This window comes from Adhaeribacter sp. (genome assembly GCF_057359045.1).
The window spans coordinates 33,764-50,448 of record NZ_JBMQUD010000039.1; the positions used below are offsets into that span (position 1 = coordinate 33,764).

Consider the following 16,685-nt stretch of genomic DNA (forward strand, 5'->3'; position numbering starts at 1 on the left):
AAATTACAAAACAGCAAAAATGTCCGATTCTTTCATGATCAGGTAATCGGTGCCATCGATAGAAATTTCGGTACCGGCATATTTACCATATAATACTTGGTCGCCAACTTTTAACTGTGGTTTTACTAATACACCTTGGTCCGACATTTTGCCTTCTCCTACAGCTACTATTTCGCCCCGCTGTGGTTTTTCTTTTGCGGTATCCGGAATAATAATGCCTGATTTGGTTTTTTCTTCGGCTGCAGCAGGAGCTACAATTACGCGATCTGCTAACGGTTTAATGTTTACTGCCATAATTTTCTATTACTTTTTAGTTTTAATAATGATTATGATTTGTTCAGGTGTTTTAGATTTGTTTTAAACCTAAACGGGTACTAACATTTCCTGTGCCATTGCTGATAAAACTGTCAGATTAGGTCAAAATTTCAGTTTAGAGCAGTTTAGGCCTGTCAGGGTACTGTGCAAGTTTGTCACGGCTGCCAATGGGCAATTATCTTTTTGGCAAACTAACAGATAAAAAAAATCCGGTGAAGGAAGAACTCAATTCACCGGATATAATATATGTAAGCTTGGCTTAGCGTGCACTATCTGCAGGTGCCGGAGTGGCCGGAGCGGCATTGTTGGTAGCCGGTGCCGGGGTGTTGGAACCCGCTGGTGTACCGGTATTAGGTATGGTTTGTGGTACTACCGGAGCTGCAGCTGGTGCCGTTCCTTGCTGGCTGGCGCGTTCCTGGTTTACACTACGGGCCTGAATGGCACCGGCATTTTCATCCAGGATAATGTTGGTTCCTAAAGTAAGCACCACTAAAGCAATGGCAAATCCCCAGGTTAACTTTTCTAACAAGTCGCCAGTGCGTTTTACGCCAATTAAATTGCTGGAGCCGGCACCAAACTGGTTAGATAAACCGCCACCTTTAGAGTTTTGCGAAAGTACTACCAACACCAACAAGATTGAAATAAAGATGATAATACTGATAAGAGCAATGTACATTTTAAGTCAGCTTTTGTAATTTTTCAATTTGAGACACAAAGTAAGCCTTTTTCTCCGGAATTTTCAAGATAAGGTGTTCATATATTTTTATGGCTTTCTTGATTTTACCTTGTTTTATTAAAATATTTGCTAACGTTTCAGAAGCTACGTTTTTCTTTATTTTGGTGCTCTTCGACGATAAGTCTTCCATGGGCTCGGCTTTAATTTTAACCTGCGCCATAGATTTTAATTTAGGGTTTAACCGTAAAAACTGGTCGATTATTTCTACCTGGCGGTTTAACGGCCCTTCGGGTGGGGGTAAATAAGATTCCAGCTCGTGTTGTTTGCTGTATTCCAGAATTAAATCCGGCTGAAAAAAGTATGGCTGGGCGGGGGTAAGTTCGTCTTTTAATTGCAGGGTTTCACCTAAACGGCTGGAGTCCATCCAGTAGCCCAGTTCATTCTGCGTAAATATTTTATAAACAATTTCTTCTTTATACGGTGTGGTCGTTACTGTTTCGGCCTCCGCTACTGTTTCAACTTCTTTTTCCGGCTTAAATAAATATTCATCAAACTGGGTAAGGGTCGTGTCCGGGCTATCGGGGTTATTAATTGCTACGGGTGCGGAGGCACTATTTTCCTGGTTTATATCTTCTGCTTCCGGTTCTGTATTTTCCTGCTGTTCGGCTACTGGTTTATTTGGCGCCAGAATAACATCATCTGTCAGATCAATCTGTTCGGTGGTAAAACTTTCCGGTTCAGTAAAAACCAAATTGTTAATAAAATCGGTTACCGGGTCGCGGTAAGGGGCCGCCGGATTTAAGTTTTCAATTAAAAACAAACCATCCTGGTAATCAGAAAAATCGTTTTCAGTTTCTTCTTCCGAACTTACCATTTCGGTAAGTTCTGTTTTTGTATTTATTTCGGCTTCTAATTCATTGGCCGTGGGATTTGCCGCAATTATTTCAACTTCGGCTATTACTTCAGTTGGAACTTCTTCTGATTCCGCTTGCCTTTCTGCTTCGGTTTCTGGTTCAACGTTTAACTCTCCGCTGCTTTCATTCTCTGCTTCGGGTAAAGTTATTTCATTGCTTACGATAGGGTGTTCAGCAACTTCCGGCGTAGCTAATATTTCCGCAGCAGCATTGGCTTCAGCTTCCTGGCTGTCAGGTGCTACCGCTTCCGGGGTGGGGGCAATTTCAATATTTGCTTCGAGTATTTCGGTTATGACAGGTGTTATTTCCGGCGCGGCAATTTCGGGTTCGACAATAGGTATAATTTCTACTTCGGCAGCGGCAGTGTAAATTAGTTTTTTGAGCAACTGCCGGTTGGCGGCACAAGCGGCCGCCCGGCGTAGTTTCTGATTAGATAACATACTGCCGTGGTCATAAGCCGCTTTGGCCAGTAACAGGTGCGCTGTTTGGCAATACGGAAAATTTACGGCCAATTTTTCCAGTTCGGCCACTTCTTGTTCCGAAATAGTTGCTACGTGGTTTATTATGTCTAAAAATGCTGCTTTATTCATGCCGCGTGTTTACCGGTAGTGCCGGGCCATTTTAGGCCGGAAGTAAGTAAAATTAACTAAAACCCAAAAATTTAGGGCTTTTAAGTTAAATAGATAAGAGGCAAGTCCCGGAAAAGAGATCAGGTTTAAAAATATTTTAACTTTGATTAAGAACCTATAATTACCAGTTAGCCAAAGTTTTATTAAATACATCCTGAACCATTCGTTCAACAATAGTCCGGATAGATCTTTCATCGATTTGGGAAATATTCTGGTTCTGCGGAAAATCCTGGAACGCTGAAAAAGCCTGGTCGAAATCTTGTTTGGGATCTTTGGTGTTGTGGTAGCGTACCTGCAACCGGATAGTTAGGCGGTTTACGCCCGCAATATCTTGTCCGTTTTCGCGCTGAATAGAAGCCGGGCTAAAGTTATACGCCAGAATTTGTCCTTCTAACTGAATGTCGCCGTTTTGGGGCAATAATTTAAGGTTAGAATTTCGTTGAAAATAATTCCGGAATTCCTCGCTAACCGTATTCGTTAGGGTAGACGGGCCTTCACCGGAGTTGTTTTCAAAGTTTTGGATCGACATACTTTTAATATCGGGCGATACATTGGTGCCCGTAAACGAGTACGTAATACAGCTGGTCGAAATTAAAGCAAGCATTAACAAAAAGAAGTAAAAAAATGGCTTTTTAATCTTCCAAACCATATTGTTTTAGTTTTCGGTAAAGGGTTCTTTCAGAAATACCTAAGTCTTGGGCCGCGTATTTCCGTTTATTATTGTGTTTGCGGAGCGCTTTAATAATCATCTCCTTTTCTTTTTTATCCAGCGAAAGAACTTCTTCTTCGGTTTCGTGCGGAATATCTTCTACTTTGTCCTGGTCGTAATCGGGTTGTTCTTTTACCGCTAAATAAAAATTATCGGCATTTTCGGGATGAGGCGGATAGGGCCGTTGCTCAAAATTGCCCATGTTTTCGAATAAATGCGCGTGTTCTTTCAGAAAATCGCCGTTGCCGGTATGCTGCGGATTAATTAAATCAAACACCAGCTTTTTCAGGTCGGTCACGTCGCGCTTCATATCAAACAAAACTTTGTACAGAATATCGCGTTCCGAAATGTTTTTGTCGGTTAATTTGTCGCGCCCCACCAACATGGGTAACTGGCTGTTTTGCTCCTGCGGCAAATAATCGCGCAATTTAGCGGCATCTATTTCCCGGTTCTCATATTCCAGAACGGAAATCTGCTCTACAATATTTTTCAATTGCCGGATATTACCCGGAAAACGGAAACGCAGCAAAACCGCTATGGCCTCGGGCGTTAAGGTTATGGGTTTTACTTTGTATTTTTCAGAAAAATCGGAAGCAAATTTCCGAAATAATAAATAAATATCGTCGCCGCGTTCGCGTAATGGTGGCACACTAATCGGAACGGTATTTAAGCGGTAATATAAATCTTCGCGAAAAGCGCCCTCGCTTACGGCATTTAATAAGTTTACGTTAGTGGCAGCTACTACCCGTACATCGGTTTTTTGCACCTTAGATGAACCAACTTTAATAAACTCGCCGTTCTCGAGCACCCGTAATAACCGGGCTTGTGTGCCCAATGGCATTTCGCCAATTTCGTCCAGGAAAATAGTACCGCCGTTGGTTACCTCAAAATAACCTTTCCGCAAATCGGTAGCGCCGGTAAAAGCACCTTTTTCGTGCCCGAATAATTCTGAATCGATGGTGCCTTCGGGAATGGCACCGCAGTTAATGGCAATAAACTGGCCGTGTTTGCGGGGGCTCAGGTGATGAATAATTTTGGAGAACGATTCTTTACCGCTACCGCTTTCGCCGGTAATCAGAACCGTCATGTCGGTGGGAGCCACCTGGGCCGCTACCTGAATGGCATAATTGAGTAACGGCGAATTACCAATAATACCAAACCTTTGTTTTATACTCTGTATTTCTACTGGATTCATGAAATATCGTTTAGAAGATTTGAAAAGGGCTGGATTTAATATAACCGGAAGAATATTTTAAAATAAACTACCGGTTATATTAAGCCTGAGCGGCAGAAAATTTAGGAGAGTGATGTAAACCACTTACTGCCGGAACTTAAAACCTATTTTCAAATCAAACAGGTTCACCGAAAAGGGTACCTACCGAGCAGGAAGTTACGTATACATCTACGTAATCGCCTTTCTGGTAATTTCCTTTCGGAAAAATAACCATCTTGTTCTGGTCGTTACGACCACTTAAATCATTATCGGATTTTTTAGAAAAACCTTCTACTAATACCCGGTGAATTTTACCAATATCTTGCTGGTTGCGCAGCAGCGATAATTCACGTTGTTTATCGATAATTTCCTGCAAGCGACGTTTCTTCGTTTCTAAAGGCACATCGTCAGTTAACTTACGCGCAGCGAGGGTACCGGGTCTTTCGGAATAGAAAAACATATACGAATAATCGTACTGTACGTAATCCATCAGGCTCAGTGTATCCTGGTGCTCCTCTTCAGTTTCAGAACAAAAACCAGCAATCATATCAGAAGATATGCCGCACTCGGTTCCTAAAATCCGTCGGATGGCGTCTACCCGGTCCAGGTACCACGCGCGGTCATAGGTCCGGTTCATCAGTTCTAGAATGCGCGAATTACCACTTTGCACCGGCAGGTGAATGTACTTACAGATGTTTGGGTATTTTTTAATGGTGTAAAGGACCTCGTCGGTTATGTCTTTGGGGTGCGAAGTCGAAAAACGAACCCGCAAATCGGGGCTGATTAAGGCAACGCGTTCGAGTAAACCGGCAAAATTAACTTTTTCGGTGCCGTCGGCTGATGTCCATTTATATGAATCTACATTTTGGCCCAGTAGCGTTACTTCTTTATAGCCGCTGGCAACCAGGTGCTGGGCTTCGGCCAGAATAGAATGCGCATCGCGGCTGCGTTCGCGGCCCCGGGTAAACGGCACTACGCAAAAGGAGCACATGTTGTCGCAGCCCCGCATAATGGAAATAAACGCACTTACTCCGTTAGAATTTAACCGGATTGGGTTAATATCGGCGTAGGTTTCTTCGCGCGAAAGCAAAACGTTAACGGCCCGCTGGCCACCGTCTACTTCGTTTATCAGGGAAGGTAGTTCGCGGTAAGCATCGGGTCCAACCACCATATCCACCAGTTTTTCTTCTTCCAGCAATTTGGCTTTCAGTCGTTCGGCCATACAGCCCAAAACACCCACAATTAGACCGGGCCGGTGTTTTTTTAAGGCATTAATCTGGCGTAGGCGGGCACGTACGGTTTGTTCGGCTTTTTCGCGGATAGAACAGGTATTCAGGAAAACCACATCCGCATTATTTAAATCGGCAGTGGTATCAAAACCTTCTTTATATAAAATAGAAGATACAATTTCACTGTCCGAGAAATTCATCTGGCAGCCGTAGCTTTCGATGTATAACTTTCGGGAACGGCCGGTGTTGGTTTCGGCGGTTACTTTTGTCTCACAAGCAGCGTTATCGGTTGGCTTGCTTTCCGGTAAAAAATCTATATCGGTTAAAAGCGTATTCATAAGCATCTAAATTGGATGCAAAGGTAAATAATTTTACGCTTCTAAATGACATAATGGCAGTAAATATTCTTATTTACTTACCCAATTCTGTAGAATATAAGACTTTATGTGGTAGTTAAACTTTAAAATACCTTTTAGGCTAACAAGAAACGTAAGGGAGCTGCCGTAACTGACGAAAATAATACCAGTCCGGTTTGGGTTTGGCCCGGAAGCAGGGTTTTGTAAAAAATATTTTCTGCTTTAAGTTTAGCAAATACGTTCAGGAGTTTAGTGCTGCCTACAAAAACATCGTTAGCATCAGCCGCCGGTAATAAAGCGGCCGGAGTCTGTAAAGTTGCATAAACTTCGTTGGCTGAAAGAGAAGTAGCCGAACCGGTTAATTTTTGATGCAGCAACTTGTACATAAAATAAACCGAAATGGCTTGTCTTTCGCCGAGGGCCGGCGGCATAAAATTTATAGACTTTTTGGGATAATCTTTGGTGGTAATGGTGAGGTTATTTTTTAGATTAATGGTTTGGCTGGTATTGTTGGTGAGGGTAACCGCCGCCACTCTTAAGCCAATTACCGGCCGTTCTTCTGCTGCTACCAGTTGCATAACAGCAGTAGTAGTACCACCTGCATACTGACTGTTTAAAGAAACTTTGTTCAGATTTTTTTGCGCAAAACTAGAAGTAACCGAACTTTTGACCAGGGGTAAAAAAGTGCTCAGGCAAGCTGCCGGCAGAACATGAGTCATAAAATTTATTTAACCGAAAAATACCAGTGCAAATCTAAAAAAAATTAAGAAAAGAAATAATTTTTAAATATATTATTTTTCTAATATTTTACGAATTGCGGCGGCTTTTAATAAACATTCGGCGTATTCCTGTTCCGGGTCTGAGTCGTAGGTTATGGCACTGCCTACCATGTACGAGAGGTATTTACTTTGGGCGTTGTATTGCAGGCTCCGGATAACCACGTTAAAATCAAAATCGCTGTTGGGTTTAATGTAGCCCATACTGCCCGAGAATAAACCCCGGCGGGTATTTTCGTACCGTTCTATTAACTCCATGGCCTTAATTTTGGGCGCACCGGTCATGCTGCCCATCGGGAATGCGTTTTTAATAATTTCGGCTACCGGAAAATTAATTTTTATTTGAGCAGTTACGGTTGTAATCATCTGGTAAAGGTGCGCAAAACCATAAATACCAAACATTTCTTCTACCTGTACCGAGCCAATCTCAGCCGACTTGCTCAGATCATTCCGGACCAAATCCATGATCATCATGTTTTCGGCAATTTCTTTCTCGCTGGTTTGTAACTGCTGTCTTAATTGGGCATCAATTACAGGGTCGGGGCTGCGTTTAATGGTGCCCTTAATAGGCTGCGATATTAGTTGCCGGCCTTCTTTTTTTAAGGAACGTTCCGGCGAGGCACAAAGCAAATATTTATCTATTATTTTAAAAAAGCCGGCAAAAGGCATCGGCGAGGCCGCATTCAATTCGCCAAATAAAGCAACTGGGTCAAACGATACATTTTCGGTATAAAACTCGTGACAAAAATTAATCTCGTACACATCGCCTTCAAGAATATGTTGTTGCAGTGCCCGGACTTGGTGGAGATAATCCTGTCGACTTACCCGTTGTTTTATTTTTATTGGCCGGTGCTTTTCAGGTAAAAATTGGGTGTTTAGTATCTGGTCAATCACTTCGGCAGGGGAGGGGATAAAAGAATTTACCTGAAACCCCTCACTTGTAAATTCCAGGAAAATGTCGGGCCGGAAAAAGTAAATGGAAGGAAAGTTTATAAAATCCGGGTGGTGGCTCGTTAGTTTTTCGATTTGGTTTTTAAGATCGTAGCTTAAAATGCCGCAAAGCAAAGTTTGATTATTTTCCAGCACATTTTGTAAACTGGTAAAAGCCCGGAGGGGATCAATTAGATTTTCAGTACGATTGGTTACAGCCAGTAAATTATCGAAACCACCATACGGAAAATCTATGCCATTATTAGCATAATAAGCTACTACCCCAAAGCGGTTGGCCCAGGTTAAAGCTTTTAATTTAAAATCTTCGGCTGTAATATTTAAACTCCGGAAAGTAAAATATTCTCTTTGCATAATGATTGTCTATTGACAGCAACGCCAATAATATTCTCTGAATATATTGAACTGGCCCAGTTATTAACAGTTGCTGAATCTTTTTTTACTATGGCAGGAGCAGAAAGGATAATTTTAAATGGTTTAAGTTTTTAACTTAAATATTTGGCCTTAAAAGAGAGTAACCTACGGATATAAATAATGAACTTGTTTAGTGTTTTGTAAAATAGCAGGAACCGCTGCCATTGGTGGTGTTATCACCGCCAATATTTTAGCTTCTGCCGGACTACTTGCTGGTGAAAACATGCGGCAAGGGCAAATGCTAATACCATTTACAAAACCCTAAACAGCTGCAATTTAATAAATCGGTTAAACGAAGCTATGAAACTAAAAAAGGATGGCAACGGGCCATCCTTTTTTAGTGTATAGTCTAAACGGTAAAGTTAGTATTAAGCCACTTTTTGTTCTACATCGGCAAAAATACGGCCGCAATGTTCACAAACAATAATTTTCTTATGCGAACCAATATCCGATTGGCGTTGGGGTGGTACGGTATTAAAGCAACCACCGCAAGCATCGCGTTTTACCGTTACTACGGCCAAACCGTTGCGTACATTTTGCCGGATACGGGTATAAGCAGTAAGCAAGCGGTCTTCAATGGCTTTGGTGGCTTCTTCGCGCTGCTCTAATAAATTTCTTTCTTCTTCCTCGCTCTCCGAAACAATAACCTGTAGCTCGCCATTCTTAGAGGCCAAATCTTTTTGGCGTTCTTCCAGCTTTTGTTTGGTACCGGCTATTTCGTTGTTTTTCTGCTCTATCTGATAGTATCCTTCTTTTATTTTCTTTTCGGAAATCTGAATTTCTAAACGCTGCAGTTCAATTTCTTTCGTAATGGCATCGTACTCGCGGTTGTTCCGAACGTTGGTTTGCTGGTCTTCGTACTTGCGGATTAAATTTTCAGAATCTTTAATCGCTTGTTTACGGGCGGCAATAGAATCGTTAATGCTCTGAATTTCTTCGTCAAATTTACGAACCCGCACTTCGTAGCCGGCAATTTCATCTTCCAAATCCCGGACTTCTTCCGGTAAATCGCCCCGCACCCTTCTTATTTCATCAAGTTGAGAATCAATGGTCTGAAGCCGCATCAGGGCCTCTAATTTATTAGCAACGGTACTTTCCATGTAGTGCTTTAAGTGTATCTGACAGGATTAGTATTGACAGTGGATTTTAAGACTGCAAAATTAGTAAACTTTTTTCTAATATTATCATAAAATATTTCCTTTGTAAAAACTTCACTTTCATAATGCCCAATATCGGCCAGAATGAGCTTGCCTTCGGGGGCAAAAAACTCGTGGTATTTCAGGTCGGCGGTTACAAAAATATCGGCTCCCTGGACCAATGCTTCTTTTATCAAAAAGCTACCGGCGCCTCCACAAACGGCTACTTTGCTAATTATTCTATTCTCTAATTCGGTGTGCCGGATGGTTTGCAGGTGCATGCTGGCCTTTAAATGATTTAGAAAATCTGCGGCCGGCAGGGGAGTAGGTAAATAACCAATCATGCCGGCACCTGTTTCCTGGTTTATATTTTCGAGGCGGTACACATCGTAAGCGACTTCTTCATAAGGGTGCGCAGCCCACAAAGCTTTTAGAACCTGGCTTTGCAAATATTCCGGGAATATTACCTCAATGCGGTTTTCGGCTACTTCTGCTTGCTTATTCGTTTGGCCAATGTGCGGATTGGTACCGGGCGTAGGCATAAAGCTGCCGGTACCGCTTACTTGAAAGCTACAATTTTTGTATTCGCCAATCTGGCCGGCACCGGCCTGGTGCAAGGCTGCCAGTACTTTAGGCGCATCGGCATCGGGTACAAAGGTAACCAGCTTGCGTAAGTTGCCGCTTTGGGGAGCCAGGATAGAATATTTATGCAAGCCAATTTTTTCGCAAATTTTAGCGTTTACCCCGGTAAGTACATTATCGAGGTTGGTGTGGCTGGCATAAATAGCTATGTCGTGGCGAATGGCTTTAATAATAATTTTTTCGACCTCGTTGCGGCCGGTGAGCTGCTTTAATGGCCGGAAAATAACGGGGTGGTGGGCAATTACCAGGTTACAACCATTTTGAATGGCTTCATCTAATACCGCTAAGGTACAATCTAAAGTTACCAGTACGCCGGTAACTTCTGTATTAGCATCGCCGGTTTGTAAACCAGCATTATCGTAACTTTCCTGCAATTGCAAAGGCGCCATTTGCTGCAACAGACCCACTATTTCTTTTATTTTGGTCATAACCGAATATTAAGACTTACTGCTGGTAAAACACAAATTTAGGTTTTCTTCTTATTTAAGGACGTATTGCAGCCGATAATGCCCTAAATTAATGTTAATTTTGCCCCGAAAGCTGGCTGCATGAAAATATCTGCGTATCCGTTACTACCATTTTCTTTTTTGTACGATGGCATAACCCGCACCCGCAATTGGTTATTCGACCAGGAAATATTGCCGGCGGTGCGTTTTCCGGTTCCGGTAATTTGCGTGGGTAATTTAACGGTAGGCGGCACAGGTAAAACCCCCCACGTAGAATATCTGGTGCGCCAATTGGAAAGCTATAAGTTGGCTATTCTGAGCCGGGGCTACAAACGCGAAACCAAAGGTTTTGTACTGGCCAGGCCGGGCGCCAACGCCCGTACCCTCGGCGACGAGCCTTATAATTATTGCCAAAATTTTCCGGAGGTGCTGGTAGCCGTTTGCGAAGACCGGGTCTACGGCATTCGCCAACTTCTGGCGCAGCCGCAGCCACCGCAACTTATTATCCTGGACGATGCTTTTCAGCATAGGGCGGTTAAGGCCCAGTTTAATATTTTAATTACCGATTACCACCGGTTATTTTACCAGGATTATTTATTGCCGGCCGGCCGCTTGCGCGAAAGCCGGGAAGGAGCCCAACGCGCCGACGTGGTAGTGGTAAGCAAATCGCCCGAAAATATTACCTCAGCTCGCAAAAGAGAAATAAAGCAGCAAATAGCGGCGTATACCCGTGCAGGCGTTCCGGTTTTCTTTACTACCTACACTTACCAGGTGCCGGTAAGCTTTGGCCTACCGGCGCAATTAAAAAATAATATTATATTAATAACCGGTATAGCCCAGCCGCAGCCACTTTTAGCTTATTTAAAAGCCCAGAGTTTTACCGTTCGTCACCACTTTAATTTTCCGGATCATCATGCTTACACACAAGAGAATTTAAAGCAAATTTATAATTTTGTGCAATCGGAGCCGGCCGGTACGGTAATCGTGCTTACTACCCAAAAAGATTGGACCAAACTGAGTCAGCCGGAATTTAATAAGTGGCGCGACCAAATGCCTTTTTTTTATATACCTATACAAGTCAGATTTTTAGAAAACGAAGACTTGTTTAAACAATTAATTTTAGAAACAGCCGTAATAGCTAAATAACTCTTATTAATATTTCGACCCGCGTGAAGAGATCTTTTTTTTACCTGCTGCTGTTTTTACTACTCGTTAACTTTTCTGCAACGGCCCAAATTCTAAACGATTCTACCCAAAATATTTACGGCACCAAAACCACTAAAATTTATTACGAAGATGATTATTTGCGCGGTAATTACAATTTATTGCCGGTTGATACCTCGCTAACCAATTTACACCAGAGCCGCAACTGGTACCACGATTCTACTTTTTTCCAGGATTTGGGCAATGTGGGTACCGCCGCCAAACCGCTATTGTGGCGGTCGCCGCAACGCATTGGGGTACGCCTGGGCCGGAATGCTTTTGACCGCTATGCTTACGACCCGTCCCGGATTAACTATTTTGATACCAAATCGCCGTATACGCATTTGTTTTACGTGCAGGGTGGTTTAGGCGAGCAGATTTTTGAAGCAAAACACAGCCGTAGCTTTAAAAAGTTAGCCAATTTTGGTTTTTCTTTTGAACGGATGTCCGGCGAACGGCAATTTGGCGGGGCCCGAACAAATGAGTCGCAACTGCAGCACACGGGTTTTGTGTTTTTTACGCACCTGCAAAACGAATCGGGCAAGTACCACCTGTTTGCCAACTACGTAAAATTCGACCATGATATTGTAGAACCGGGCGGCATTAAACTAGTTGATAATCCGACCGAAACCGACGTATTTGATTTTGACGATGGCCCCGTGTTGCTAAACCAGGCCGCCAATGAAGAGAAGCGTGATAATATTCACCTGACGCAGTTTTATACCCTGGCCAAAGAGTATATCAAAGTTTTTCATAGCCTAGATTACCGGCACCAGACAAATAAATTTTTTGATAATGAGATAAACCCGGAAAACAATCCGGCTTTCCCAATTATTTACCCGGCCTTTCGGGCCGATCATAATAAAACAAATGATTTAAGTGTTTACCGTGAATTTGAAAATACGGTGGGTATAACGGGTAATCACCCGTTGTTTGTTTATAAATTATATGCCCGCCGCCGCGATGCCACTATTCGCTTATCAACAGATTCTACGGGTACCAATCCCGATACTACTTTGGTGTTTGAATCGTTGAAGCGCAAATACGGCCAGAATTTTATTGGCGGCGAAACCCAGTTCCGGTTAAAAGATATTTTTAATATTAATGTAAATGCTGAGTACCAGCTTTTTCAGGATTATGTAATTACGGCCGCTGCCAAAATCAAATATTTTACTTTTGCGCAATCGCGCAGTTCGTATTCTCCCAGTATTACCCAGCAGTACATGGTTTCTAACCATTTTAAGTGGGATAATAATTTCGACAATATTGTATCGGACCGGACCTCGGCCATGCTGGAAGGAACGTTGTGGCGCAATACCTTAAAAGCCGAGGTAGCCCGGGTAAACCTGCAGAATTACGTTATTTATAATACCGAGGCAAAGCCAGAGCAATTAGGTAAGCAATTGTCGTTTTATACGGGGTACCTGCAACACCACTTGCGTTTAAAAAACTTTAATGCCACGCATATATTCAGCTACAATCACTTGCGCAATGCCGAGGAAATCCGGCTGCCCAAATGGTTAATCAGTTCCCGGATTTACTACCAGGGCGCTTTGTTTAAAAATGCGCTTTTTGGCCAGGTGGGGGTTGAAACTTACGTTACCGACGATTATTATGCCGATGCTTATTCGCCGGTTACCCAGCAGTTTTATCTGCAAAACAATTTTAAAGTACCTACTTTTAACGACAAAGTTTACCCGGTAGTAGATTTGTTTCTGGCTGTAGACATTAAAAATTTTAACGGTTTTATTAAAATGTCGCACATAAACCAGGGCTTCCCTAAAAACAGTTATTTTAGTACGCCTTATTACCCGGGGCTGGGCCGCAGCCTGGTTTTTGGTATAAAATGGATGTTTTTTGATTAAAAAATGCTGGTAACAAGCTACTGGCCGGCCTTAATATTAAATGCTGGCCTTTTAAGCAGTAATATTGGTTTAGTTACGCCTTGTATATTTCGTTAGCGTCATGTCTGAATTAAATCTAAATAAATCAATTTTAAAATTAAAATTACCTACCGACCCCCGTTGGGTAAATATTGCCGAAAAAAATATCCGGGATATATTGGTAGACCATGCGTATTGCGAACAAAAAGCGGCCACATCAGGTATTTCGCTGATTGTAAAATATCCCGATAAAACCAAACTGGTAGAAGAAATGACCGCTTTGGTAGCCGAAGAATGGAGTCATTTTGAGCGGGTACTGGATGAACTCAAAAAACGTGGGTACGAGTTAGGCCGCAACCGCCCCGACGAGTATGTGGTAGAATTAGCTAAACACATCCGGAAAGGAGACAAGCGCGAACGCCAATTAATGGACCATTTGCTGATAAATGCCTTAATAGAAGCCCGCAGCTGCGAACGTTTTAAACTGCTCTGGAAGAATATCCAGGACGAAGGATTACAAAAGTTTTACTATGAATTAATGGTCTCGGAAGCCGGGCATTTTGTAAGTTTTGTAAAACTGGCCAAAGAATATATGCCCGCCGTCGTAGTAGATGCCCGCTTACAGGAGTTGCTCAAAATAGAAGCCAACATTATCGCCAACCTGGAGCACCGCCCGGATAGAATGCATTGATTTCGTTGTTCGTTCTTAGTTAAACGTATTCAGGCATAAAATGCGAGAGCAACTTTTAACCCTAAAAGTTGCTCTCGCATTTTACATTCGAATAAATATATATATTTCTGGTGCAGAAATACGAGATGGAGAATATACTTCAAAAGTACCAGATCCAATCGAAGCTAACCAGATAATTATGGAAGAGCTTTCCTGGACACGTAAAGATCCAGAACCTTATTTGGGAGATAAAACAGTAGTATCTAAAATTCTCAACCGAAAACGCGAATCAACCTTGGAGATGATACGTCGTCTCCATATTGATCTTCTAATCCTAGCTGAATTGCTGATTGGCGCTACTTCTTAAGGTGATGATTGAAGGTAAAGTAAACTTAGATAAGAAGTTTTAGGGTTCTCTTTTTATTTGGGATTTACTACTCTTTAGGTTCCTTTTATAACTAGCCAAAATGGCCTTTACTTAACATAAATAAACTTATAGGCTATCTATATAAATGTAACTGGCCGCAAACAACCATTATTATATCTTCAATTAAAGTGCAATAACCTAGCTCTAGTCCATACTTTGATAGGCCTCTCTTTTTTAAGAGAGGTTTTTTTTATAAAAAGCAAAAACATAACTACAAAAATAGTTGTATAACTACAAAAATAGTTATAAGTTTAAACATCCGAAATTTAATAGGACACATGAAAGAATTAACCAGAGCAGAAGAACAGATTATGCAGATCCTTTGGGATTTAAAACAAGGATTTGTTAAAGATGTGCTGGAGCACTTTCCTGAGCCTAAACCGGCTTATAACACTATCTCTACCATTATCAGAACCCTGGAGAAGAAAGGATTTGTTTCTTACAAAGCTTACGGCAAAACCCATGAATACTACCCATTAGTACAGAAGAAGGATTACCAGCGCTACTTCATGAAGAATTTTTTAAATGGCTATTTCGGTGGCTCTTTCAAGAGAATGGTCTCCTTTTTTGCTCATGAAGATAATCTGAATGTTCAAGAGCTAGAAGAAGTACTGCAGCATATAAAGCAAGATCAAAACCAAGCCAAAGATGAATAGCAACATACTACAGTTCTTACTGGAATCCGGAACTTGCCTGGCCGCATTCTATTTTTTGTATCTGGTGACGTTAAAGAAGGAAACTTCTTTTCAGTATAATCGCTTCTACCTGCTGCTCGCTTCACTTTTGTCTTTTCTGTTGCCTTTGTTAAAGCTGCCTTTGCTACCTTATCACACTATAGATACCTTCCGGCCTCTTACTTTCCAACTAGAACCTATCCTAATTTATGCTAGGGCAGAAAATACAATAGATGCTAGTACAAGTATAGGTATAGGTATAGACAGTAGTAGCAGTATAGGTTGGCCGAAGATATCAGGGATGATCTATGTCCTTGGGGTTTGCTTCTTTACCTTTAGGTTGCTGCGGCAATTATTTGCTATTTACCAGTTTATCCGTCAGCACAAAAATGAGGTAGTCCGCTGGAATGGCATCAAGCTGATCCAAACGAATGGTGAGTTTGCTACCTTCTCCTTCCTTAGCTACATCTTCTGGGACAATAGCCAGCAACTCACTCATGCAGAGCAAGAGCAGGTGCTACAACACGAATCGGTCCATGTATTACAGGGCCATAGTTACGATATGCTATACCTGGAAATGCTGCAGATCATCTTCTGGTTTAACCCGCTGCTGCTGCTCTACAAGAAAGCCCTCCTCAGTACCCACGAATTTATTGCCGATGCCCAGGTACTCCAGACCACAGACAAGCAGGAGTATACACGCCTACTGGCCAAGCAAGTCTGCCTTAAAATGGAATTCTCAATTGGTAATTACTTTAATAAATCGCTCACTCTAAAACGCATGAAAATGATACAGACAACTAACCATCACGCCCCCTTGTTTAAGAAGATAATGGCTTTACCGCTATTAGCCGGTCTCCTATTTGTATTTTCTTCTAACACCTTACCTGTTACAGAACTTACAATAAATGGTGCTGAAAACACGAAATTTCCGGTTGCAGCAATCAGGGCCGAAACAGATGCAAATCAAACATTTACCCTAGAAGAATTAATTACAATATTTACTTCTAACAAAGAAAAAGTTGGAGAACATTTAGGAGCAAAAGGCTGGAACGCAAAAGAAGTGGTTAAACATAAATCATTGCCGGTTGGAGAAGGATGGAATATTTTCCCCTGGACTAATGGCAATAACATGTTGAGTTTAACTGAACGTGATGGAAAAAGAATGCGTGTTATTTACCAGACTAGCGAGTCCGAGACAAAAGCAATCCAAGCTCAGGCAATAGAATTAAAAATGACAAATCCCAGAAATGGACTTGATACAGAGGGCACTAAGTATATTATTTATGTTGGCGCTAAGTATGGGGTAAGGATTGCCACTAGAATAGATGGTACCAATACGGTAATGATACTCAAGAAGGAAGATTTACGTTATATTTAAGGTAGATCGCGGTTTGATGTTATAGCCTTGGAGAATTGAAAATA

At 41.9% G+C, this 16,685-nt stretch carries 16 protein-coding genes; 6 read left to right on the forward strand and 10 right to left on the reverse strand.

Annotated elements, in window-relative coordinates:
• Positions 1-3: 3 nt before the first annotated feature.
• The 10 genes from groES to ACO1R6_RS06725 all read right to left on the reverse strand — a co-directional run bounded on the left by groES (position 4) and on the right by ACO1R6_RS06725 (position 10,385).
• Positions 4-297, reverse strand: coding sequence for a co-chaperone GroES (gene groES, locus ACO1R6_RS06680; protein ID WP_486263292.1), 294 nt, complete (start codon positions 295-297; stop codon positions 4-6).
• Positions 298-574: 277 nt separating this feature from the next.
• The gene (gene secG, locus ACO1R6_RS06685; RefSeq protein ID WP_486263268.1) at positions 575-991 is read right to left on the reverse strand and encodes a preprotein translocase subunit SecG; all 417 of its coding nucleotides are present in this window, start codon (positions 989-991) and stop codon (positions 575-577) included.
• A 1-nt stretch (position 992) separates the two neighbouring features.
• Positions 993-2,495, reverse strand: a complete 1,503-nt coding sequence (locus tag ACO1R6_RS06690) for a hypothetical protein (RefSeq protein WP_486263269.1) — start codon at positions 2,493-2,495, stop codon at positions 993-995.
• Positions 2,496-2,655: 160 nt separating this feature from the next.
• Positions 2,656-3,138, reverse strand: coding sequence for an LptE family protein (locus ACO1R6_RS06695; RefSeq protein ID WP_486263271.1), 483 nt, complete (start codon positions 3,136-3,138; stop codon positions 2,656-2,658).
• 28 nt (positions 3,139-3,166) lie between these two features.
• Positions 3,167-4,438, reverse strand: coding sequence for a sigma-54 interaction domain-containing protein (locus ACO1R6_RS06700; protein ID WP_486263273.1), 1,272 nt, complete (start codon positions 4,436-4,438; stop codon positions 3,167-3,169).
• Between the two features lie 154 nt (positions 4,439-4,592).
• Entirely contained in the window at positions 4,593-6,023 is a 1,431-nt protein-coding gene (gene miaB / locus ACO1R6_RS06705; RefSeq protein WP_486263274.1) for a tRNA (N6-isopentenyl adenosine(37)-C2)-methylthiotransferase MiaB, read from the reverse strand.
• A 134-nt stretch (positions 6,024-6,157) separates the two neighbouring features.
• Entirely contained in the window at positions 6,158-6,760 is a 603-nt protein-coding gene (locus ACO1R6_RS06710; protein ID WP_486263275.1) for a hypothetical protein, read from the reverse strand.
• A gap of 72 nt (positions 6,761-6,832) precedes the next feature.
• The gene (locus ACO1R6_RS06715; RefSeq protein WP_486263277.1) at positions 6,833-8,119 is read right to left on the reverse strand and encodes an anthranilate synthase component I family protein; all 1,287 of its coding nucleotides are present in this window, start codon (positions 8,117-8,119) and stop codon (positions 6,833-6,835) included.
• A gap of 428 nt (positions 8,120-8,547) precedes the next feature.
• Positions 8,548-9,279: a zinc ribbon domain-containing protein gene (locus ACO1R6_RS06720; RefSeq protein WP_486263278.1), complete on the reverse strand. Its 732-nt coding sequence runs from the start codon at positions 9,277-9,279 to the stop codon at positions 8,548-8,550.
• A gap of 8 nt (positions 9,280-9,287) precedes the next feature.
• Complete coding sequence (locus tag ACO1R6_RS06725; protein ID WP_486263279.1) at positions 9,288-10,385, reverse strand: Nif3-like dinuclear metal center hexameric protein; 1,098 nt, start codon at positions 10,383-10,385, stop codon at positions 9,288-9,290.
• A gap of 120 nt (positions 10,386-10,505) precedes the next feature.
• Here ACO1R6_RS06725 and lpxK point away from each other — a divergent pair, with 120 nt between their 5' ends.
• From lpxK to ACO1R6_RS06755, 6 genes are all read left to right on the forward strand, one after another.
• Positions 10,506-11,549 (forward strand): tetraacyldisaccharide 4'-kinase, encoded by a 1,044-nt coding sequence (lpxK, locus tag ACO1R6_RS06730; RefSeq protein ID WP_486263281.1) that lies wholly within the window; start codon positions 10,506-10,508, stop codon positions 11,547-11,549.
• 23 nt (positions 11,550-11,572) lie between these two features.
• Positions 11,573-13,471 carry a putative porin gene (locus ACO1R6_RS06735; RefSeq protein WP_486263282.1) on the forward strand — a complete coding sequence of 633 codons (1,899 nt, stop codon included), beginning with the start codon at positions 11,573-11,575 and terminating at the stop codon, positions 13,469-13,471.
• 100 nt (positions 13,472-13,571) lie between these two features.
• Positions 13,572-14,180 carry a MiaE family protein gene (locus ACO1R6_RS06740; protein WP_486263284.1) on the forward strand — a complete coding sequence of 203 codons (609 nt, stop codon included), beginning with the start codon at positions 13,572-13,574 and terminating at the stop codon, positions 14,178-14,180.
• 40 nt (positions 14,181-14,220) lie between these two features.
• The gene (locus ACO1R6_RS06745; RefSeq protein ID WP_486263286.1) at positions 14,221-14,526 is read left to right on the forward strand and encodes a hypothetical protein; all 306 of its coding nucleotides are present in this window, start codon (positions 14,221-14,223) and stop codon (positions 14,524-14,526) included.
• A 338-nt stretch (positions 14,527-14,864) separates the two neighbouring features.
• Entirely contained in the window at positions 14,865-15,242 is a 378-nt protein-coding gene (locus tag ACO1R6_RS06750; protein ID WP_486263288.1) for a BlaI/MecI/CopY family transcriptional regulator, read from the forward strand.
• Positions 15,235-16,641 carry a M56 family metallopeptidase gene (locus ACO1R6_RS06755; RefSeq protein ID WP_486263289.1) on the forward strand — a complete coding sequence of 469 codons (1,407 nt, stop codon included), beginning with the start codon at positions 15,235-15,237 and terminating at the stop codon, positions 16,639-16,641. Before ACO1R6_RS06750 ends, ACO1R6_RS06755 begins: the two co-directional genes overlap by 8 nt.
• Positions 16,642-16,685 lie beyond the last annotated feature (44 nt).